Source organism: Curtobacterium sp. MCBD17_035 (assembly GCF_003234815.2).
GTDB lineage: Bacteria > Actinomycetota > Actinomycetes > Actinomycetales > Microbacteriaceae > Curtobacterium.
Map to the genome: position 1 here is coordinate 242,502 of NZ_CP126279.1, position 21,732 is coordinate 264,233.

The window sequence follows — 21,732 nt, forward strand, 5'->3', positions numbered from 1 at the left end:
ACACCACGCTAGTCGGTTACGTCGCAGCCGGTTCAGATCAGGCTGCGCGCTCGGGTGTGCGGCGCTGCCAGGTGATCCCGTGCCGGGGGTCGTATCGCCGCGAGCACCGCGCGCACGCCATCGGGCGGTTCGGGGTGCGGTACCGGAAGTGCTCGTGGCCGGCCGGGCACGTCCCGACCCACGGCGCGAGTTCGCTCGCGATGGGCCCGTCGTGCAAGCGCGAGCCGACGTACCCGATGGCCCCCGCTGCCCGTCGCCATGCCGGACCGTGGCCGGCGCGGGCACCCGCGAGCGCGTGGGCGACCTCGTGCAGGAGCACCTGCCGGACCTCGTCGTCGGTCGAGCGCAGGGCGATGTACCGGCTGACGGTGATGCGGCGGCGGCCGAAGTCGCACTGCCCGGCGCGGGTCTTCGCGTTGTCGAGGTCGAACGACCAGCTCCCGGGTTCCAGGTGGGCGTCCATGACCGCGGCGGCGATCTGCCGGACGCGGTCCAGGTCGCTCACCGGGGCAGGTCCCTCCTCGCCGCGGCGGCACGCACGGCGTCGGCTGGATCCGAGCGTCGCGAGGACGAGGGGTTCTGCAGGTGGGCACGCATCGCTTCCTCCACCGCGGCCTTGAGCGCGCTCGTCCGCTCCGGTGATGCCCCCGCGGCACGGAAGGCGTCGTGGGCGCGGTTGAGTGCGGCGCGGGCCTCCTCGTAGCGGTTCAGTTCGTACAGCGACCAGCCCTCGAGCTCGGCGGCGGCACCCTCGAGCTCGTACCACTCCTCGATCGCGGCGGTGCCCCGGGCGGTCGAGGCCTCGGTCACCGCGCGCTCGAACCGGCCGAGGTCGTGCAGCACGTGCGCGCGTCGGATGCGGGCGGACACTCCGTCGGCGCGGTCACCCGTGAAGAGAGCGAGGCGGAACCCCTCCTCGGCCACGGTGAGGGCCTCGTCGAGCCGACCGAGCAGCCGGAGCAGTTCGGCCCGCTCGGCGAGCGCTGCCGTGCTGCGGTTCTGGCCGAGGCGCTGCAGTCGCTCCTGCACGAGGGCGACGTCCACGGCGGGACGGAGGCTGATGGGCGCGAACGTGCTCCCGGGGCTGACTCCGGCGGTCCGCGGCCGCAGGTCCACCGGGTCGGTGTCCCGGGGGCGTCGGTCCGCGCGCGGGTCCCGGGGGCCGGTCGGGCCGGTCGGGTCGGTCGGGAGGGGGCACATCAGGAACGAGGGTAGCCCCGTCGACCTGCGTGCGGGGTGCACTGCGCCCGCTCGGCGGCGACCGTCAGCGGGTCGCTGCGGCGACGACGGCCGTGTAGACCGCGCCGAAGGCGATCGGCCCGAGCACGGCGACGACCACCGCGATGATCCCGAACACGCGGCCGCGGTCCTTGGCGATCGCGATGATGCCCTGCACGAGGGCCCAGATCCCGAAGGCCGTGCCCACGAGGGCGAGGAGACCGCCGGTCGCGATCCCCGCGAGCACGGACGGGTCCTGGCGGATCTTCGCCTGGAGCTCCGACTGGTCGACCACGCCGCCACCGCTGCGGATCTGGTCGGCGAGGCCGGGGATGTGCACCAGGCCCTGGCCGAAGACGATCCCGCCGACGATCCCGAGCGCGAGCGCCACGATGCCGGCGATGAGCGCGATCACGCCGAGTCGACGGGACGGTCGCGCGCCGCCGGCGCTCGCCCACGCCGCGCTGCCGCCGGACGGCTGCCCGTAGGGGTGCTGCGCGTACGGCTGCCACTGCGGAGCGCCGTGCTGGGTGTCGCCCTGGTGCGGCTGGCCGTACTGGGGCTGGCCGTACTGGGGCTGGCCGTACTGCTGGCCGTCGGGCTGTTGGCCGTACTGCTGCCCGTCGTGCTGCTGGCCGTACCGGGGCTGGCCGTCCTGCGGTGCCGGGTCCTGCCGCTCGCCGTACCGGGGCTGCCCGTCCGGCTGCTCGCCGTACCGCGGCTGCCCGTCCCGCGGGGCCTCACCGTGTCGGTCGGCGTCGGGCTGCGGCAGGCGCTCCCCCCACCGGGGTGCGTCGCGGTCGTCGTTGCTCATGGCGGTTCCCCACTCGTCCGGGTCGGTGCGACGCCGGGGTCCCGGCGGCACTGCGCTCATCCTGGCAGGACCGGCGGCCCAGCGGCAGGGGACTCAGCGCCCGCTCGTGAACACGGACCGGTTCGGCTCCGGGGACCCGGTCGCGGTGTCGTCCGACACGACGGCCGCACCGGCGATGAGCGCGGTGAGTTCGGCGCCGTGCACGACCTTGCTCGGGAGCGGGTCGGACGCGAACCGTCGGGGCATGTCGGCGAACGGCAGTTCGGTCGGCGAGGCGAGGAGCACCACGTTCCCGAACCGCCGCCCCTTGAGCATCCCCGTGTCCGCCACGGCCGCCACGGAGGGCAGCACGGCCTGCAGCGTCGCGAGCTGCCCGCGCACGAACGCCAGGCCGGCACCGTCCGCCGCGTTCACCGCGATGATCCCGGTGGGCGACAGGAGCGCGGCGAGCTCCCGGTGGAACTCGATGCTCGTCACGTGGGCCGGCGTCGTCGAGCCGCTGAAGACGTCGACCACGGCGAGGTCGACCGTCCCGGCGAGACCCGCGGGCAGCCGTTCGAGCACGGCGCGGGCGTCGCCGTACCGGACCCGGATGGACGCGTCGCGAGGCAGGGGCAGCTCCTTGCGCACCAGGTCGACGAGGTCCCGCTCGAGTTCGATCACCTGCTGGCGGGACCCCGGGCGGGTGGCCGCGACGTACCGTGGCAGCGTCAGCGCCCCGGCGCCGAGGTGCAGCGCGGTGATCGGCCCCGACGGCAGCAGGTCGATCGCGTGGCCGATCCGCCGCACGTACTCGAAGGCCAGGTGGGTGGGGTCCTCGAGGTCGACGTGCGACTGCGGGGTGCCGTCGACGATGAGCGTGTACGACCCCGGGCGGTGCCGGTCTGGCTCGATCACGGCGATGCCGGCACCGATGCGGATTGCGTCCTCCATGCCCCCATCCTCCGCCTTGCCCCGACGAGCACGATCACCACCCGCCTGCACCCCGGTCCCCACCCGGGGGTGGTGGGGCGTCCGCGACCCGATGACGAGGCTGGATCCCGGTGGTCACGGGAGCGTCCCGACCACCGGGAGGAGACCGTCGTCATGACGCTGCAGGCCATCGGGAACATCGCGCTCGGACTCGCGCTCGTCGCGTTCCTCATGTACCGCCAGACCACCTGGCGCCGCGTCGACCCGACCCGGGTCTGGCGGATGCCGGTCGTCCTGGCCGGCGTCGGCGTGCTCTCGCTCACGCACAGCGGCGTGACCCGCGTCGGCACGGTGGACGTCGCGCTCCTCGTGGTCGAGCTCGTGCTGTCGGCCGCCGTCGGTGCGGTGATGGGCACGATGACGCGGTTCCGGACCGTGGACGCAGGTGGCCCCGGGCGGCCGTCGTCCCTGGAGGCGCGGAGCGGCTGGACCGGCGCGGCGCTCTGGCTCGTCCTCGTCCTGGTCCGCGTCGGGATCGACGTCCTCGGGTCGCAGCTCGGCGCCGTCCTGCTCACCTCGACCGGGGTGGTCCTGCTCGGCATCGCGGCGAACCGGGCCGCCCGCGCGTTCGTCATCGACCGCCGGATCCCGCGCGGACCCCTCGTCCGGGCATGATGGAGCGGTGAACAGCGTGGGCCGCCCCGGCACCGGTTCGACCGACGCCCTGCTGACGGACCGCAACGGAGTCGGCTCCGCACTCAACCTCGTCGGCGTGGTCGTCGTCGCGTGGTCGACGGCCCGGTCCTTCGCCGGCGCGGACGTGCCCGTGCTCGTCGTGGTCGCCACCGGGGTCGCCCTGCTCGCGTGGGCCGTTCGGCTGTTCCTGCCCGGACGTGCCGGCCCGGCCGTCGCCGCGGTCGTGATGGTCCTCCTCGCCGCACCGGGCGTCATGGCGTCCTCGGCCGCCCTCGTCGCACCGATCATGGTCGCGCTCGTCGTCCTCGGAGCGGACCTCGCGCTGCCGGTGTGGCTCGGACCGTCGCTCGCCGCGGTCGCGGCCGTCATCGTCGCGGTCGTGGCGGCCGTCGAGGGCGTCCCGGCACTGGTCCTGCTCGGCGTGCTCGCGGGCCTCGCGGTGGCGGTCCTCATCGGGGTCAGCCGGCGGCAGGCCCGGCTCGCCAGGCGCCGGGAGGAAGCGCTCGCACACCGCGTCGCCGAGGCCGAGGCCGAGCAGCAGCGGTCCGCGTTGCTCGCCGACCGGGCTCGGGTCGCCCGCGACGTCCACGACGTCCTCGCGCACGGACTCGGCGGACTCGTCCTCCAGCTCGACGCGGTCGAGGCCCTCCTCGAGGCCGGGCGGACGGCCGAGGGCACCGCCAAGGCCGCCGATGCCCGCCGTCTCGCCGCGGACAGCCTGGTGGAGGCCCGGCGTGCGGTCGCGGCGCTCCACGATCCGGAGGGGAGGGACGGAGCCGCACCGTCCCTCCCCGCCGCGTCCGGCGCCGTCGCGACCCGCACCGCCATGTCCGGCAGCGACGTGTCCGGCGCCGCCACGTCCGGCCCTGTCGACGCCGGTGCCGCCGTGCCCGACCCTGGCGCATCGGGCGGCGGGCTCGTGCCCCTCGTGGCCGCGCACCGCTCGTTCGGCGGCGCCGTGCTCACCGAGGGCGACCTCTCGCTGCGGGACCTCGACGACGCGCACCGCGCGGTCGTCGTCGCCGCGGCCCGGGAGGCCCTGAGCAACGCCCGCAGGCATGCGCCGGGAGCCACCGTGGAGCTCTCCGTCGTCCACGGTTCCGATGCCGTCGACGTGGTCGTCACGAACCCGCTCGCCAGCGGCGGCCACGGCCTGGTCGGCATGCGGGAGCGGTTCGCGGAGCTCGGCGACGGCTCGGTCGTCCGCGCCGATCGCACGGCGGGGGAGTTCGTCGTGTCGATGCACGTGCCCCACGTGGACGGCGGCCCGCGCTCGTGACCCCGATCCGCGTCCTCGTCGCCGACGACCAGGCGATCGTCCGCGACGGGCTCGTGACGGTCCTGTCGCTCCTGCCCGACGTCGAGGTCGTCGGCGAGGCCGCCGACGGCGCCGCGGCACTCGCGCTCGTGGCGACGGAACGCCCCGACGTCGTCCTCATGGACCTCCGGATGCCCGGGGTGGACGGCGCGACGGCGACCGCTGCGATTCAGCGCGAGCACCCCGGGGTCCGCGTCCTCGTGCTCACGACCTTCGCGGACGACGCCTCGATCGTCACCGCGCTCCGTGCCGGGGCCCGCGGGTACCTGACGAAGGACGCGGGTCGGGCCGAACTCGCGGCGGCGGTCCGAGCCGTGGCGAGTGGGCAGACGACCCTGGACGCGTCGGTGGCGGCGCTCCTCGTGGCGAACCTGCCGGACGCGACCGAGCCGACGACGGGCCTCCCGGCACCGGCGGCGCAGCCGGTGACCGGCGCCGCGGATCCGGGCACGCACCCCCTGGCAGCGCCCTCGCGAGCGGCGGACCCGGCGACACCCGGGGCGCTCCGCACCCGCTGGCCGACGCTCACCCCGCGCGAGGCGGACGTGCTCGCGGCGATCGCGGCGGGTCGCACGAACCCGGAGATCGCCAGCGCGCTGTTCCTGACGGTCCCGACCGTGAAGTCGTACGTGAACCAGGTGTTCGCCAAGCTCGGCGTCCGCACCCGGGCCGAGGCGGTCGCGGTCGTCCTGTCCCCGCGCTCCTGACACCCCTCCGGCCCCTCCCACCCGAGCCGCCCCCCGGTGCGGAGCGTAGCCTCCGCTCGTCCCCCCACCCCGACCCGACAGGAGCACCCGCATGCGTCACGTCACCCTCGGAATCCTCGACGTCGGCCGACTCGGTCTCGGCTGCATGGGCATGAGCGCCTTCTACTCCGGTGCCGCCGCCGACGACGCCGCGTCGACCGCCACGATCCACCGCGCCGTCGAACTCGGCGTCACGTTCTTCGACACCGCCGAGATCTACGGCCCCTACACGAACGAGGAACTCGTCGGCGCGGCCCTCCGCGAGCACCGCGACGAGGTCGTCATCGCCACGAAGGGCGGCAACATCCGGCACCGCGGCGACGGCCAGCGCGGCACGGACGGCAGCCCCGAGAACATCCGCATCGCCGTCGAGGGCTCGCTGCAGCGCCTCGGCACGGACCACATCGACCTCTACTACCAGCACCGCATGGACCCGGACACCCCGATCGAGGACACGGTCGGCGCGTTCGCGGAGCTCATCGAGCAGGGCAAGATCCTGCACTACGGCCTGTCCGAGGCGGCGCCCGAGCGGATCCGAGCCGCGCACGTCGTGCACCCGGTCACCGCCGTGCAGTCGGAGTACTCGCTGTGGACGCGGGACCCGGAGGAGGCCGTCATCCCCGTCCTCCGCGAACTCGGCATCGGCTTCGTGCCGTACTCGCCGCTCGGCCGCGGGTTCCTCACCGGCGCGCTCCGTGACCCCTCGAAGCTCGACGCCGACGACTTCCGTCGGAACAACCCGCGGTTCCAGGGCGAGGCGCTCCAGCAGAACCTGGCGATCGTCGACGAGGTCGAGCGCATCGCCCGCGAGGTCGACGCGACCCCGGCGCAGATCGCGCTCGCGTGGGTGCTCGCCAAGGGCGACGACATGGCGCCCATCCCCGGGACGAAGCGCATCGAGCGGCTCGAGGAGAACCTCGCGGCCGACGACCTCGTGCTGACGCCCGAGCAGATGGCCGCGCTCGACCGGCTCGAGCCGGCCGCGGGCGACCGCTACCCGGACATGTCGGGCCTCAACATCTGAGGACGCGCGCCCCGACGGACGGACGCGGGCAGCGCCTCCTGGCAGTGGGAATGCCGGGAGGCGCTGCCCGCTTATACACTCCGGTGCGGATTCCGGTCAACTACGGACTGGACAGCACCGAAACCGGCGACCTATGATAGAGGTTCGCGCTCCCTGGCATCGGTGTCGTCATATTGCGGTCGACCAAGGCCCCTGGTGCAGCGCTCCGGCTCTACTCCGTATATGGCGGCGGGGGTGACGGAGCAGCTCGCCTGATCATCCCACACCGACTCATCGGACCCAGGTCCGACACGGTGCGGGGTGCCCACCCGGGGTCGCCGAGCGATCAGTCCATCCACCTACATACTGCCCGTCAGTATCGGCCCGACGGGGCCATCCGGAGGTTACCCCCTTGGCTGCTGCGCCCAACGCATCCACCAACTCACCCAAGAACGGCCGCGCTCACCAGCGGCTCTCGTTCGCCAAGATCAAGGACACGCTCACCGTCCCCGATCTCCTCGCCCTCCAGACCGAGAGCTTCGACTGGCTCGTCGGCAACGACACCTGGAAGGCCCGCCTCGCCGAGGGGCAGGAGCAGGGTCGCACGGACCTCGCGCTCCACTCCGGGCTCGAGGAGATCTTCGAGGAGATCTCCCCGATCGAGGACCTGGGCGAGACCATGCAGCTCTCGTTCACGGCCCCCGAGCTCGAGGACCCCAAGTACTCGATCGACGAGTGCAAGGAGCGCGGCAAGACCTACGCCGCGCCGCTGTACGTCAACGCCGAGTTCATGAACCACATGACCGGTGAGATCAAGACGCAGACCGTGTTCATGGGCGACTTCCCGCTCATGACCGAGCGCGGCACGTTCATCATCAACGGCACCGAGCGCGTCGTCGTCTCGCAGCTCGTCCGTTCGCCCGGTGTGTACTTCGAGCGCGCCCAGGAGAAGACGTCCGACAAGGACATCTACTCCGCTCGCGTCATCCCGTCGCGCGGTGCCTGGCTCGAGTTCGAGATCGACAAGCGCGACCAGGTCGGTGTCCGCATCGACCGCAAGCGCAAGCAGTCCGTCACGGTCTTCCTCAAGGCGCTCGGCCTGACGAGCGAGGAGATCCTCGACGAGTTCAAGGGCTTCGCGTCGATCGAGGCCACCCTCGAGAAGGACGCCATCCTCACCAAGGAGGAGGCGCTCAAGGACATCTACCGCAAGCTCCGTCCGGGCGAGCAGGTCGCTGCCGAGGCCGCGCGTGCGCTCCTCGACAACTTCTACTTCAACCCGAAGCGCTACGACCTCGCCAAGGTGGGTCGCTACAAGATCAACCGCAAGCTCGGCATCGACGCGCCGCTGTCCGACTCGGTCCTGACCGTCGCCGACATCGTCGCGACCATCAAGTACCTCGTCGCGCTCCACGCCGAGCAGAAGACGCTGAACGGCGTCCGCGACGGCGAGCCGGTCCAGCTCCGCCTCGACGTCGACGACATCGACCACTTCGGCAACCGTCGCATCCGCGCCGTCGGCGAGCTCATCCAGAACCAGGTCCGCACCGGTCTGTCCCGCATGGAGCGCGTCGTCCGCGAGCGCATGACCACGCAGGACATCGAGGCGATCACGCCGCAGACCCTGATCAACGTCCGCCCCGTCGTGGCCGCGATCAAGGAGTTCTTCGGGACCAGCCAGCTGTCGCAGTTCATGGACCAGAACAACCCGCTCGCGGGCCTGACGCACAAGCGTCGTCTGTCGGCCCTCGGTCCGGGTGGTCTGTCGCGTGAGCGTGCCGGCGTCGAGGTCCGTGACGTCCACCCGTCGCACTACGGCCGCATGTGCCCGATCGAGACCCCGGAAGGCCCGAACATCGGCCTCATCGGTTCGCTCGCCTCGTTCGCCCGGATCAACTCCTTCGGGTTCATCGAGACGCCGTACCGCCGAGTGGTCAACGGTCAGGTCACGACGAACATCGACTACCTCACCGCCTCGGAAGAGGACGACTACGTCGTCGCCCAGGCGAACGCCCCGCTGACGAGCGACTTCAACTTCGTCGACGACAAGGTGCTCGTCCGCAAGAAGGGCGGCGAGGTCGAGCTCGTCGACAAGGCCGAGGTCGACTACATGGACGTCTCGCCGCGCCAGATGGTGTCGGTCGCGACCTCGCTCATCCCGTTCCTCGAGCACGACGACGCGAACCGCGCCCTCATGGGTGCGAACATGCAGCGCCAGGCCGTGCCGCTCCTCCGCTCCGAGTCGCCGCTCGTCGGCACCGGCATGGAGGGCTACACCGCGATCGACGCCGGTGACGTCGTCACCGCCGACGCCGCTGGTGTCGTGTCCGAGGTCTCGGCCGACGCGGTCACCGTCCAGCTCGACGAGGGCGGGACGCAGACCTACTACCTGCGCAAGTTCGACCGCTCGAACCAGGGCACGAGCTACAACCACCGCGTGATCGTCAACGCCGGTGAGCGCATCGAGGCCGGCGAGGTCATCGCCGACGGCCCCGCGACGGAGAACGGCGAGCTCGCGCTCGGCAAGAACCTCCTCGTCGCGTTCATGCCGTGGGAGGGCTACAACTACGAGGACGCGATGATCCTGTCGCAGAACCTCGTCAAGGACGACGTCCTCTCCTCGATCCACATCGAGGAGTACGAGGTCGACGCCCGCGACACCAAGCTGGGCAAGGAGGAGATCACCCGCGACCTGCCGAACGTCAGCCCGGACCTCCTGGCCGACCTCGACGAGCGCGGCATCATCCGCATCGGTGCCGAGGTCCGCCCCGGCGACATCCTGGTCGGCAAGGTCACGCCGAAGGGCGAGACCGAGCTCAGCGCCGAGGAGCGCCTGCTCCGCGCGATCTTCAACGAGAAGTCGCGCGAGGTCCGTGACACCTCGCTCAAGGTGCCGCACGGTGAAGAGGGCACGATCATCGGCGTCAAGGTATTCGACGCGCAGGACGGCGACGACGAGCTCGGCTCGGGCGTCAACCAGCGCGTGGTCGTCTACATCGCCCAGAAGCGCAAGATCACCGCGGGTGACAAGCTCGCCGGCCGCCACGGGAACAAGGGCGTCATCTCGACGATCCTCCCGGTCGAGGACATGCCGTTCCTCGCCGACGGCACGCCGGTCGACATCGTCCTCAACCCGCTCGGTGTCCCCGGCCGCATGAACTTCGGCCAGGTCCTCGAGATCCACCTCGGGTGGCTCGCCAAGCAGGGCTGGAACGTCGAGGGCATCCAGGAGTGGGCCGAGAACCTGCCGGAGGCCGCGCGCACCGCGGCTCCGGGCACGAAGGTCGCGACCCCGGTGTTCGACGGCGCGGCGGAGCGCGAGATCGAGGGACTCCTCGACTCGACCCTCCCGAACCGCGACGGCGAGCGGCTGATCGGCTCCTCGGGCAAGGCGCAGCTCTTCGACGGTCGCTCCGGCGAGCCGTTCCCGGAGCCCGTCTCGGTCGGCTACATGTACATCCTGAAGCTGCACCACCTGGTGGACGACAAGATCCACGCCCGCTCGACCGGTCCGTACTCGATGATCACGCAGCAGCCGCTGGGTGGGAAGGCGCAGTTCGGTGGTCAGCGCTTCGGCGAGATGGAGGTCTGGGCCCTCGAGGCCTACGGCGCCGCGTACGCCCTCCAGGAGCTCCTCACGATCAAGTCCGACGACATCCTCGGCCGCGTCAAGGTGTACGAGGCGATCGTCAAGGGCGAGAACATCCAGGAGCCCGGCATCCCGGAGAGCTTCAAGGTCCTCATGAAGGAGATGCAGTCGCTCTGCCTGAACGTCGAGGTCCTCTCGGCCGACGGCACCGCGGTCAGCCTCCGCGACACGGACGACGAGGTCTTCCGCGCCGCTGAAGAGCTCGGCATCAACATCTCCTCGCGGTTCGAGTCGTCCACGATCGACGACATCTGATCCCGCCCGACACACGTCAGATCCAGCAAGAGAGAAGAACATTGCTCGAAGCAACTTCCTTTGACGCACTGCGGATCGGCCTCGCCACGGCCGACGACATCCGTCAGTGGTCGTACGGCGAGGTCAAGAAGCCGGAGACCATCAACTACCGCACCCTCAAGCCCGAGAAGGACGGTCTGTTCGGCGAGCAGATCTTCGGTCCCTCCCGCGACTGGGAGTGCGCCTGCGGCAAGTACAAGCGCGTCCGGTTCAAGGGCATCGTCTGCGAGCGCTGCGGTGTCGAGGTCACCAAGTCCTCGGTCCGCCGTGACCGCATGGGCCACATCGAGCTCGCCGCGCCCGTCACGCACATCTGGTACTTCAAGGGCGTCCCGTCGCGCCTCGGGTACCTGCTCGACATGGCGCCGAAGGACCTCGAGAAGGTCATCTACTTCGCGGCGTACATGATCATCGACATCGACGAGGAGGGCCGTCACGCCGACATGCCCGGCCTCGAGAACGAGATGCGCCTCGAGATCAAGAACCTCGAGAACCAGCGCGACTCGATCATCGCCGACCGCCTCAAGAAGCTCGAGGACGACCTCGCGGCGCTCGAGGAAGAGGGCGCCAAGAGCGACCAGAAGCGTCGCACCAAGGACGGCGCCGAGAAGGAGATGTCGCAGGTCCGCAAGTCCTTCGACGAGGACATCACGCGCCTCGAGCGGGTGTGGGAGGACTTCCGCAACCTCAAGGTCGGCGACCTCAAGCCCGAGGACGCCGTGTTCCACGAGCTCCAGGACCGGTACGGGATCTACTTCGACGCCTACATGGGCGCCGAGGCGATCAAGCTCCGGCTCGAGGGCTTCGACCTGAACGCCGAGGCCGAGGCGCTGCACCTGCAGATCGCCGAGGGCAAGGGCCAGAAGAAGATCCGCGCGATCAAGCGTCTCCGCGTCGTGAACTCCTTCCTCATCACCGGCAACTCGCCGGCGGCGATGGTCCTCGACGTCGTGCCGGTGATCCCGCCGGAGCTGCGCCCGATGGTGCAGCTCGACGGTGGCCGCTTCGCCACGAGTGACCTCAACGACCTCTACCGTCGTGTGATCAACCGCAACAACCGTCTCCGCCGCCTGCTCGACCTCGGTGCCCCCGAGATCATCGTGAACAACGAGAAGCGCATGCTGCAGGAGGCCGTGGACGCGCTGTTCGACAACGGTCGCCGTGGTCGTCCGGTCACGGGTACCGGCAACCGCGCACTCAAGTCCCTGAGCGACATGCTCAAGGGCAAGCAGGGTCGCTTCCGCCAGAACCTGCTCGGCAAGCGCGTCGACTACTCCGGTCGTTCGGTCATCATCGTGGGCCCGCAGCTCAAGCTCCACCAGTGCGGTCTCCCGAAGCAGATGGCGCTCGAGCTGTTCAAGCCGTTCGTCATCAAGCGCCTGATCGACCTGTCGCACGCACAGAACATCAAGGCCGCCAAGCGCATGGTGGAGCGGTCGCGCGCGCAGGTGTGGGACGTCCTCGAGGAGATCATCCGCGAGCGCCCCGTGCTGCTCAACCGCGCGCCCACGCTGCACCGCCTCGGCATCCAGGCCTTCGAGCCGCAGCTCGTCGAGGGCAAGGCGATCCAGCTCCACCCGCTCGTGTGTGCCGCGTTCAACGCGGACTTCGACGGTGACCAGATGGCCGTGCACCTGCCGCTGTCGGTCGAGGCCCAGGCCGAGGCCCGCATCCTGATGCTCGCCTCGAACAACATCCTCAAGCCGTCGGACGGCCGCCCGGTGACCCTGCCCGCGCAGGACATGATCATCGGTCTGCACCACCTGACGACCGTTACCGAGGGTGCCGTCGGCGAGGGCCGTGCGTTCTCGTCCGTCGCCGAGGCGATCCTCGCGAAGGACCAGGGCTCGCTGCACCTCAACGCGCTCGTGAAGATCCGCATGTCGGACCTCCACTTCGCCGAGGGCGAGGCCCCCGAGGGCTTCGAGGCCGGTCAGCCGTTCATCCTCGAGACGACGCTCGGTCGCGCGCTCTTCAACGAGACCCTCCCGGCGGACTACCCGTTCGTCCAGAAGGTCGCGGACAAGGGCACCCTGTCGTCGATCGTGAACGACCTCGCGGAGCGGTACCCCAAGGTCGAGGTCGCTGCGGCGCTCGACCGGATCAAGGACGCCGGCTTCTACTGGGGCACCCGCTCGGGCGTCACGGTGGCGCTGTCGGACGTCGTGACCCCGCCCCGCAAGAAGGAGATCATCGCCGGCTACGAGACGCAGGCGGCGAAGGTCCAGGGCGAGTTCGACAAGGGTCTGATCACCGACGCCGAGCGTCGCGCGGACCTGATCAAGATCTGGACCGAAGCCACGAACGAGATCGCGCAGGAGATGCGCGACAACTTCCCGAAGGACAACACCATCAACCGCATGGTGTCCTCGGGTGCTCGTGGTAACTGGCTCCAGGTCCGGAACATCGCCGGTATGCGTGGTCTGGTGAACAACCCGAAGGGCGAGATCATCGCCCGCCCGATCATCAACTCCTACCGGGAGGGCCTGACCGTGGCGGAGTACTTCATCGCCACGCACGGTGCCCGCAAGGGCCTCGCCGACACCGCGCTCCGCACGGCGGACTCCGGGTACCTCACCCGTCGTCTCGTCGACGTGTCGCAGGACGTCATCATCCGTGAGGACGACTGCGGGACGACGCGTGGACTCGAGCTGCCGATCGCGACCAAGGACGCGGACGGCACGATGCACCGCGACGCCACGGTCGAGAACACCGTGTACTCCCGCACGCTCGCGACCGCGGTCACGGACGAGCAGGGCACGGTCCTCGCCGAGGCCGGTGAGGACGTCGGTGACGTCCTCATCGACAAGCTCGTCGCGGCGGGTGTCGAGAGCATCAAGGTGCGCTCGGTCCTGACGTGCGAGTCGGCGGTCGGCGTCTGCGCGAAGTGCTACGGCCGCTCGCTCGCCACGGGCAACCTGGTGGACATCGGCGAGGCCGTCGGCATCATCGCGGCCCAGTCGATCGGCGAGCCCGGCACGCAGCTCACGATGCGCACGTTCCACACGGGTGGTTCGGCGTCGGCGGACGACATCACGCAGGGTCTGCCCCGCGTGACGGAGCTCTTCGAGGCCCGCACCCCGAAGGGTGCGTCGCCCATCGCGGAGGCCGCCGGTCGCGTGACGATCGAGGACACGGACAAGCAGCGTCGGGTCATCCTGACGCCGGACAACGGTGACGAGCCGTTCGTCTACCCGGTGCTCAAGCGTGCGACCCTCCTCGTCGAGGACGGCCAGCACGTCGAGCTCGGCGAGCAGTTCATCGCCGGCACGGTCGACCCGAAGGAGGTCCTCCGGGTCAAGGGTGTCCGCGAGGTGCAGAAGCACCTGGTGGGTGGCGTGCAGGACGTCTACCGCTCGCAGGGTGTGCCGATCCACGACAAGCACATCGAGGTCATCGTCCGCCAGATGCTCCGCAAGGTGACGGTCGTCGACCACGCCGACACCGAGCTGCTCCCGGGTGAGCTCGTCGACCGTTCGCGGTACAACGAGATCAACCGCGCGGCGCTCCAGGAGGGCAAGAAGACCGCTTCGGCCCGCCAGGAGGTCATGGGCATCACCAAGGCGTCCCTCGCGACCGAGTCGTGGCTGTCCGCCGCGTCCTTCCAGGAGACCACCCGCGTCCTGACGCAGGCGGCCATGGAGGGCAAGCAGGACCAGCTCGTCGGCCTCAAGGAGAACGTCATCATCGGCAAGCTCATCCCCGCGGGGACGGGCCTCAGCCGGTACCGGAACGTGGACGTCCAGGCCACCGAGGAAGCCAAGGCGGAGCGGTACCCCAACCGCATCTTCGCCGACGACTCCTCGTTCTCGGACGCCGACCTGAGCTTCGTCGACTTCGACAGCTTCTCGTCGGACGACTTCACGCCGGGTACCTACAACTGAGTCAGGTGACCACGAAGGGCCCCGCACCGATCATCGGTGCGGGGCCCTTCCGCGTTCCCCGGTCCTCCGGTCCCTTCGGGAGATCGCAGTCGTCGCCGTTCCGACCGGATTCGGAGCGACAACCACTGCGATCTCGCCGGTGCTCTGTGGCCGGCCGCGGTCGGGAGGCGCGGTGCGGGGCCGCCCCGTTCCTCCCGCCCGGCGTCAGCCCTTGCCGGGCGCGCGACCGGCGTCGCTGTCGCGCCCGGACTCGTCACGACCCGTCTCGTCGATGAGCGAGTAGAGGCTCAACACGTTGCCGTCGGGATCGCGGAAGTCGAAGTACTCGACGGCGCCGGGGACCCGGGCGATCGGGCCGACGTCGATGCCGAGGGCGCCGATCCGCGCGTGCTGGGCGGCGACGTCATCGACGCCGAACCGGACGGCCACGCACTGCTCCTCGGCGTGCTCGTCCTCGTACAGCTGGATCCAGATGCCGCTGACCTCGTACTCGGCGACGCCGTCGGCGGGCTCGAGGTCGGGCTCGGCGCGCTCGAACACCGCGCCGTACCAGAGGCACGACGCCTCGATGTCGGTGACGGGGAGCCCGACGGTCACGCTCGTGATGTCCATGGTCCATCTTGCGACACCGGCGCTGTGCCCGTCGAGATCCCGGCCGCGCCGGACGGACGGTTCCTGGGAGACTGGCGGCATGAGCACGAGCACCACGTCCCTCGCCGAGCGGGTGACCGCTCCGGCGGCCCTGTCACTGCCCACGTCGATCGCCGGGCTGTCGTTCCGGCCGCTCGAGCAGCGTGACCTCGAGGCCGTGCACCAGCTCATCGTCGCCGCTGCCGCGGTCGACGCCCCGACGTGGCGGCCCTCCCGAGGCGAGATCGCCCACTGGTTCTCCACAAGTGGCGTCGATCCGCAGCGGGACGGCCTCGTCGGCGTCGATGCTGGTGGGCATGTCATGGCTGCAGCGCTCGACCTCGCGGTCCCCGGACGCGAGACCATGCTCCGCGTCCTGCTCCTCGGCGCCGTGCACCCCGACGTCCGCGGGCAGGGGATCGGCCGGCGCGTCCTCGCCTGGCAACTCGGTCGCGGTCGGCAGCTCCTCGCGGCCTCGGAGCTCACGGTGCCGGGCATGCTCGAACTCGCCGCGGCCGAGGGCTCGGGACCGCTGCGCCTCGCCGCACGCGCCGGTCTCGTGCCGCTCCGATACTGGCTCGAGCTCGAACGTGACCTCGCCGATCCGATCCCCGAGCGCGCCGTCCCGGACGGGTTCGTGCTCCGGCCGTCCGTCGAGTCCGACGTCGAGGCGATCCGCATCGCCCGGAACGACGCCTTCCGCGACCACTGGGGATCGCAGTCGACCCCGGCCGAGGACTGGGCGCGCCGGTTCCACGAGGACACCTTCCGCTTCGACCTCTCGTACGTCGTCGTCGACGGGTCGGGAGTCGTGGTCGCGTTCTCGGTCACCGAGGTCGATCCCGACGCCTTCGCGGCCCGGGGTGGATCGCACGCCTACGTCGACTACGTGGGGGTCGTGCGCGACCACCGAGGGCGGGGACTCGCCCCGCTCGTGCTCGGCGCGACCATGCGGGCAGCCCAGCGGGCCGGCCTCGACCACGTCGTGCTCGACGTCGACGCGGAGAACCCCTCCGGGGCGCTCGGCCTCTACGAGCGGATGGGGTTCGTACGGGCGCGCACGACCGTCAGCCACGCAGCGCTGTTCTGATCCAGCGCGGTCCCCCCTCTTTCTGGGACTGCGCCCGGATCATGCGCACGAATTAGCGTGGGTCAACGTCCGAGAACGCGGCGTCCCGGGTCCGATCCGCATCGCGTTCCGGCCGCATCGACGAGGTCTCGGTCATCCCTGCCGTGCCGCGTCCCCTGATCGTGCGAGAACAAGGAGGTGAGGAGCGCCATGGCGACCCTCTCGGAGATCCTCATCCTCAACGGCGCGCTGCCGATCGAGCACCTCGACACCCTCACCGGCGACGAGCAGGTGGACGAGCGGGCGATCCGGTCCCTCGTCGACCAGGGCGTCGTGAGCGAGGCCCAGTTCGTCACGGCTCGTGCGGCGTCGAACAACTCGAAGTCTGTGCCGCTCACCGACTACCCCGTCGACGGCACCGCGGTGTCCATGCTCCCGGCCGCCCTGTGTCGTCGGCACGGGATCCTCGGCGTCGGGTTCGAGGGCGAGGCCCTCGTCCTCGCGATGGTGAACCCGGCGAACGTGCTCGCCCTCGACGACGCCCGTGCCGCGTCCGGTCGGGTCATCAAGCCGCTGCAGGTGGACGAGCGCGACATGGTCGCCGCACTCGACCGGTACCTCCGTGCGGACGACGAACTCAACGACCTGACCTCCTCGCTCGAGGAGGAAGCTGGTGTGCACCACGACGAGCAGGTCGACATCGGCGACGGCGGCCTCGACGACGTCCCGATCGTCCGGTTCGTGAACCTGCTCGTGTCGCAGGCGATCCAGGACCACGCGTCCGACATCCACATCGAGCCCGGCGAGCACGACGTCCGGGTCCGCTACCGCATCGACGGCGTGCTGCACGAGATGACGCCGGCGCCGAAGAACATCCAGAACGGTGTCATCAGCCGGCTCAAGATCATGAGCGACATCGACATCGCCGAGCGACGGAAGCCGCAGGACGGCCGCATGTCCGTGCGGCACGGCGGCCGGCAGATCGACCTCCGCGTCGCGACGCTCCCCACCGTGTGGGGCGAGAAGGTCGTCATGCGGATCCTCGACAACTCGAACACGTCGATGTCCCTGCGCGACCTCAACCTGCTCGAGCGCAACGCCGAGGCGTACAAGCGCTCCTACTCCAAGCCGTACGGCATGATCCTCGTCACGGGCCCGACGGGTTCCGGCAAGTCGACCACGCTGTACACGACGTTGAACGCCGTCGCGAAGCCCGAGATCAACGTCATCACCGTCGAGGACCCGGTGGAGTACCGGATGCCGGGCGTCAACCAGGTGCAGGTCAACCCGAAGGCGGGCCTGACCTTCGCCTCGGCGCTGCGGAGCATCCTCCGGTCCGACCCCGACGTGGTCCTGCTCGGTGAGATCCGCGACCACGAGACGGCCCAGATCGCCATCGAGGCGTCGCTCACCGGTCACCTCGTGCTCTCGACCCTCCACACGAACGACGCCCCGAGCGCGGTCACCCGCCTCACCGAGATGGGCATCGAGCCGTTCCTCGTCGGCTCTGCCCTCGACTGCGTCGTCGCGCAGCGCCTCGCCCGCAAGCTCTGCGACCGCTGCAAGGCACCGGCGAACCACACCATGGAGCGACTCCAGGACCTCCGCTTCATCGACGACGTGGCGCAGCCCCTGCCGACCGTGTACGCACCGGTCGGCTGCGCCGTGTGCTCGAACACCGGGTACCGCGGCCGCATCGCCCTGCACGAGGTCATGACCGTCTCCGAGGAGATCGAGCGCCTCGCCGTCTCCCGCAGCTCGAGCGTCGAGATCAGCCGGGTCGCCCAGGCCCAGGGCATGCTCACGCTCCGCCAGGACGGCTGGGAGAAGGTCAAGCTCGGCCTCACCAGCGTCGAGGAGATCCTGCGCGTCGTCGCGTAGCCCAGAGAACGAACGAACAGGTCATCGCATGAGTGATTCGGTCTACGACCTCGGTGCCGGCTCTGACGAGCCCGTCGCCGGATGGCACCCCGGCTCCGCGGGCAACGTCGTCGGTGGACGGCGCGCGGCGCGGCTCGCGGAGACCGGCCAGCAGCCGGTCGTCGCGGGCACCGGGCGTGTGTTCGACCTGTCGGACGATGCTGCGTGGGCCGCGGCGAACACGGCGTCGGTGTCGTCCCCGTACTCGGAGCCGGTGTACGCCTCGCCCGACGGCAGCGTCCCGGCGACACCGCCGGCACCGCAGTACCCCGTCGCCTCCTCCGTCGCGTACGCCGCTCCGTCCGAGGTCGCGACCGCCCAGGTGCCGGTACAACCCGCCCCGCCGACCACGGTCCTCCCGACCCCTGCGTTCGTGCCGGCGCCCGCCGCGCACGTCGCCGCGGCGGTCCCCACCGACGACGACGCGGTCGTCATCGAGTACACGCGACACGCGCGTGAGGTCGCCGACCCGGACCTCGTCGTCGCCCTGTCGCAGGTCGTGTACCAGGGCGCGTCGGACCTCCACGTCACCGCGGACGCGGCACCGACCGTGCGCGTCGACGGTTCGCTCCGTCCCGCCGTGCCGGGAGGCCCGTGGTCGCGCGACAAGGTCATCAACGCGCTCACGACACTGCTCAGCCCGGAGCAGCTGCGGCAGTTCGAGTCGGAGCAGGAACTCGACTTCGCGTACTCGCTGTCGACCGAGTCGCGGTTCCGCGTGAACTTCTACCAGCAGCGCGGGAACTGGGGCGCGGCCTTCCGCATCATCCCCACCAGGATCAAGAGCCTCAAGCAGCTGGGCATCCCGGAGCACATCGGCGAGTTCGCCAAGTTGCCCCGTGGGCTCGTTCTCGTCACCGGCCCGACGGGGTCCGGCAAGTCGACGACTCTCGCCGCGCTCATCGACCTCGTCAACGAGACTCGCGCCGACCACATCGTGACGGTCGAGGACCCGATCGAGTTCATGCACGAGCACAAGAAGGCGATCATCAACCAGCGCGAGGTCGGGGCCGACACCCACTCGTTCGCGCAGGCGCTCAAGCACGTGCTCCGCCAGGACCCGGACGTCATCCTCATCGGCGAGCTCCGCGACCTCGAGACCATCTCGGTCGCGCTCACCGCGGCCGAGACCGGCCACCTGGTGTTCGCGACCCTGCACACGCAGAGTGCGCCCGGCACCATCGACCGTGTCATCGACGTCTTCCCGCCGCACCAGCAGGGGCAGATCCGGACCCAGCTCGCCGCGACCCTGCAGGGTGTCGTCTGCCAGACCCTCGTGCCCAAGGCGAACGGCTCGGGCCGCGTCGTGGCGACCGAGGTCATGGTGACCACGCCCGCCATCGCGAACCTCGTGCGTGAGGGCAAGACGTACCAGATCGTCTCGGCCATGCAGGCCGGCGGTGACGCCGGCATGCACACGATGGACCAGGACCTCGCCGAACTCGTCAACGTGGGCACCATCACGCGCCGGGCCGCGCTCGAGAAGGTGCACGACGAAGAGGGCTTCGGTCGCCTCGTCCAGCGCGTCGAGTCGCCGTCCGACTCGTCCGCCGCCGCCATCGCCGCGAGCGAGATCGACTTCGGCGACAAGTACTCGGGAGGCTACTGATGACCCTGGCGTTCGACTACCGCGGGCGTGACACCGCAGGCAAGCTCGTCAAGGGCAAGCTCGACGCCGCGAGTGAGGGTGCCGCCGTCGCGAGGCTCCGCACCATGGGCATCTCGCCGATCGCGCTCGACGAGGCCAAGCCGGGCACGGGCCTCCAGGCCGAGATCAAGATCCCGGGGTTCCAGAAAGGCGTCGGGCTCAAGGACCTCGCCATCATGGCGCGTCAGGCGTCCACCATGCTCTCGTCCGGCCTGTCGCTGCTCCGCGCACTGACGATCCTGGCCGACCAGACCGAGTCGAAGAAGCTCAAGGAGATCCTCGGCAAGGTCCGCGATGAGGTCGAGCAGGGCGTCTCGTTCTCGGACGCCGTGTCGAAGTACCCCGTCGAGTTCCCGCCGATCATGATCAACATGATCCGCGCGGGTGAGACCGGCGGGTTCCTCGACCAGGCGATGGACTCGATCGCGATGAACTTCGAGAAGGAGCACAAGCTCCGCTCGACGATCAAGTCCGCGATGACCTACCCGACCGTCGTGCTGATCATGTCGCTGGCCAGCGTCGTGATCATGCTCATCTTCATCGTGCCGATCTTCCAGAACATGTTCGCGAGTCTCGGCGGCAAGCTCCCGTTGCCGACGATGATGCTCGTGTACGCATCGCATGCCATGGTCTGGCTCGGTCCGGTCCTGGCGGTGCTGATCATCGTCGGATGGCTCTGGTACCGCGCCAACAAGAACACCGACCGGGTGCGTGGGTTCCTCGACCCGATCCGGCTCAAGTTGCCGGTGTTCGGGCAATTGAGCACCAAGATCGTGATCGCCCGGTTCGCCCGCAATTTCGCGAACATGATCGGCGCCGGCGTGCCCATCCTGCAAGCGTTGAAGATCGTCGGCGAGGTGTCGAACAACTTCGTGGTGGAAAAGGCCCTGGACCGCGTCGCCGAATCCGTTCGGAAAGGTGAATCGATCGCCGCTCCACTGGCGCGGGAGAGTGTCTTTCCGCAAATGGTGAGTCAAATGGTCGCGGTCGGCGAGGACGCCGGTTCCATGGAGGTCATGCTCGAGAAGATCGCGGTGTTCTACGACGCCGAGGTCGAGTCGACCACCGAAGCCCTGACCTCCTTGATCGAGCCGCTGCTCATCGCGTTCCTCGGCGTCGTGGTCGGCGGGATGATCGTCGCGCTGTACCTGCCGATCTTCCAGATCACCACGCTCATCCACTGAATCTGACCGGAATGCCCCCGTGCGGGGGTGGTTCGCCCGCGAACTGCCCCCGTTTCTGGGGGCATTTCGCTTGCCCGATCACCCCCGTTCTCGGGATTCTCCCGAGCGAGTGCCCTGAATACGCTGGTCTCCGGCGGCGAGCACACGCCGGATCCAATTCTCCCCTCACATTCCCGAAAGAATGGAAATCTCATGTACTTCCGCCTCATGGGCAAGCTCAACGCTCGCCGGCAGAACCTGCTCGAGGAGAACGAGAAGGGCTTCACCCTGATCGAGCTCCTCGTCGTCGTGATCATCATCGGCATCCTCGCCGCGATCGCGATCCCGGTGTACCTCGGCGTGCAGAAGAACGCGCAGGACAGTGCCACGCAGTCCGACGTGTCGAACGCGAAGACGGCGGTCGTGAGCATTCAGACCGACCTCGGAAAGACGCCTGATTCCACTGCCCTGATCTCAGCGACGGGCACCGTGGCGACGACCACACCCGCTGCTGGCGGCACCGCCGCCTCGCAGAGCTGGTCCAACGCGGGTGTGACCGCTTCTTCCAACACGAAGGTCCTGAACCTGGTCACGGGCAGCAACGGTGCGTTCTGCATCCTCGGTCAGAGCACGAACAACACGTACTTCTACGCCACGGACCAGAAGGGCGTAACCAAGACGGCCAGCATCCCGAGCGGCTGCTCCTGATCCATGAGCGCAAGCCCCCATCGCCGAAATCGGTGATGGGGGCTTGCGCTTCCTTGAGAC

16 protein-coding genes are annotated in these 21,732 nt (G+C 69.9%); 11 read left to right on the top strand and 5 right to left on the bottom strand.

Annotation, left to right across the window (positions count from 1 at the left end; all coding sequences use genetic code 11):
- Positions 1-37: 37 nt before the first annotated feature.
- The 4 genes from DEI93_RS01165 to DEI93_RS01180 all read right to left on the bottom strand — a co-directional run bounded on the left by DEI93_RS01165 (position 38) and on the right by DEI93_RS01180 (position 2,965).
- Positions 38-505, bottom strand: a complete 468-nt coding sequence (locus DEI93_RS01165; RefSeq protein WP_111011252.1) for a SprT-like domain-containing protein — start codon at positions 503-505, stop codon at positions 38-40.
- Positions 502-1,200: a tetratricopeptide repeat protein gene (locus DEI93_RS01170; RefSeq protein WP_111011253.1), complete on the bottom strand. Its 699-nt coding sequence runs from the start codon at positions 1,198-1,200 to the stop codon at positions 502-504. The genes DEI93_RS01165 and DEI93_RS01170 overlap by 4 nt, the downstream gene beginning before the upstream one ends.
- Positions 1,201-1,264: 64 nt before the next feature.
- Positions 1,265-2,032: a DUF4383 domain-containing protein gene (locus DEI93_RS01175; protein WP_181436126.1), complete on the bottom strand. Its 768-nt coding sequence runs from the start codon at positions 2,030-2,032 to the stop codon at positions 1,265-1,267.
- A 93-nt stretch (positions 2,033-2,125) separates the two neighbouring features.
- Positions 2,126-2,965 (bottom strand): spermidine synthase, encoded by an 840-nt coding sequence (locus DEI93_RS01180; RefSeq protein ID WP_111027519.1) that lies wholly within the window; start codon positions 2,963-2,965, stop codon positions 2,126-2,128.
- 153 nt (positions 2,966-3,118) lie between these two features.
- Here DEI93_RS01180 and DEI93_RS01185 point away from each other — a divergent pair, with 153 nt between their 5' ends.
- The 6 genes from DEI93_RS01185 to rpoC all read left to right on the top strand — a co-directional run bounded on the left by DEI93_RS01185 (position 3,119) and on the right by rpoC (position 14,534).
- A complete protein-coding gene (locus tag DEI93_RS01185; protein WP_111011256.1) occupies positions 3,119-3,619 on the top strand; it encodes a hypothetical protein in 501 nt (166 codons plus the stop codon).
- Positions 3,620-3,626: 7 nt separating this feature from the next.
- On the top strand, positions 3,627-4,919 hold the full coding sequence (locus DEI93_RS01190) for a histidine kinase (protein ID WP_111027520.1): 1,293 nt from the start codon (positions 3,627-3,629) through the stop codon (positions 4,917-4,919).
- Positions 4,916-5,665 carry a response regulator transcription factor gene (locus DEI93_RS01195; protein ID WP_111120531.1) on the top strand — a complete coding sequence of 250 codons (750 nt, stop codon included), beginning with the start codon at positions 4,916-4,918 and terminating at the stop codon, positions 5,663-5,665. Before DEI93_RS01190 ends, DEI93_RS01195 begins: the two co-directional genes overlap by 4 nt.
- A gap of 91 nt (positions 5,666-5,756) precedes the next feature.
- The gene (locus tag DEI93_RS01200) at positions 5,757-6,728 is read left to right on the top strand and encodes an aldo/keto reductase (RefSeq protein WP_111027367.1); all 972 of its coding nucleotides are present in this window, start codon (positions 5,757-5,759) and stop codon (positions 6,726-6,728) included.
- A 391-nt stretch (positions 6,729-7,119) separates the two neighbouring features.
- A complete protein-coding gene (rpoB, locus tag DEI93_RS01205; RefSeq protein WP_111009882.1) occupies positions 7,120-10,611 on the top strand; it encodes a DNA-directed RNA polymerase subunit beta in 3,492 nt (1,163 codons plus the stop codon).
- A 41-nt stretch (positions 10,612-10,652) separates the two neighbouring features.
- Positions 10,653-14,534 (top strand): DNA-directed RNA polymerase subunit beta', encoded by a 3,882-nt coding sequence (gene rpoC, locus DEI93_RS01210; RefSeq protein WP_111009881.1) that lies wholly within the window; start codon positions 10,653-10,655, stop codon positions 14,532-14,534.
- A 204-nt stretch (positions 14,535-14,738) separates the two neighbouring features.
- Here the strand turns inward: rpoC and DEI93_RS01215 are convergent, their stop codons facing one another.
- Positions 14,739-15,146: a VOC family protein gene (locus DEI93_RS01215; RefSeq protein WP_111009880.1), complete on the bottom strand. Its 408-nt coding sequence runs from the start codon at positions 15,144-15,146 to the stop codon at positions 14,739-14,741.
- A 79-nt stretch (positions 15,147-15,225) separates the two neighbouring features.
- Between DEI93_RS01215 and DEI93_RS01220 the strand changes: the two genes are divergently transcribed.
- The 5 genes from DEI93_RS01220 (at position 15,226) to DEI93_RS01240 (ending at position 21,672) form a co-directional block, all read left to right on the top strand.
- Positions 15,226-16,254 (top strand): GNAT family N-acetyltransferase, encoded by a 1,029-nt coding sequence (locus tag DEI93_RS01220; protein ID WP_111120070.1) that lies wholly within the window; start codon positions 15,226-15,228, stop codon positions 16,252-16,254.
- A gap of 189 nt (positions 16,255-16,443) precedes the next feature.
- Positions 16,444-18,114: a GspE/PulE family protein gene (locus DEI93_RS01225; protein WP_111009878.1), complete on the top strand. Its 1,671-nt coding sequence runs from the start codon at positions 16,444-16,446 to the stop codon at positions 18,112-18,114.
- Positions 18,115-18,142: 28 nt separating this feature from the next.
- Positions 18,143-19,762, top strand: a complete 1,620-nt coding sequence (locus DEI93_RS01230) for a PilT/PilU family type 4a pilus ATPase (RefSeq protein WP_111120071.1) — start codon at positions 18,143-18,145, stop codon at positions 19,760-19,762.
- Positions 19,762-20,985: a type II secretion system F family protein gene (locus DEI93_RS01235; RefSeq protein ID WP_111012118.1), complete on the top strand. Its 1,224-nt coding sequence runs from the start codon at positions 19,762-19,764 to the stop codon at positions 20,983-20,985. Before DEI93_RS01230 ends, DEI93_RS01235 begins: the two co-directional genes overlap by 1 nt.
- Positions 20,986-21,177: 192 nt before the next feature.
- Positions 21,178-21,672 (top strand): type II secretion system protein, encoded by a 495-nt coding sequence (locus DEI93_RS01240; protein WP_258372272.1) that lies wholly within the window; start codon positions 21,178-21,180, stop codon positions 21,670-21,672.
- Positions 21,673-21,732: the final 60 nt, after the last annotated feature.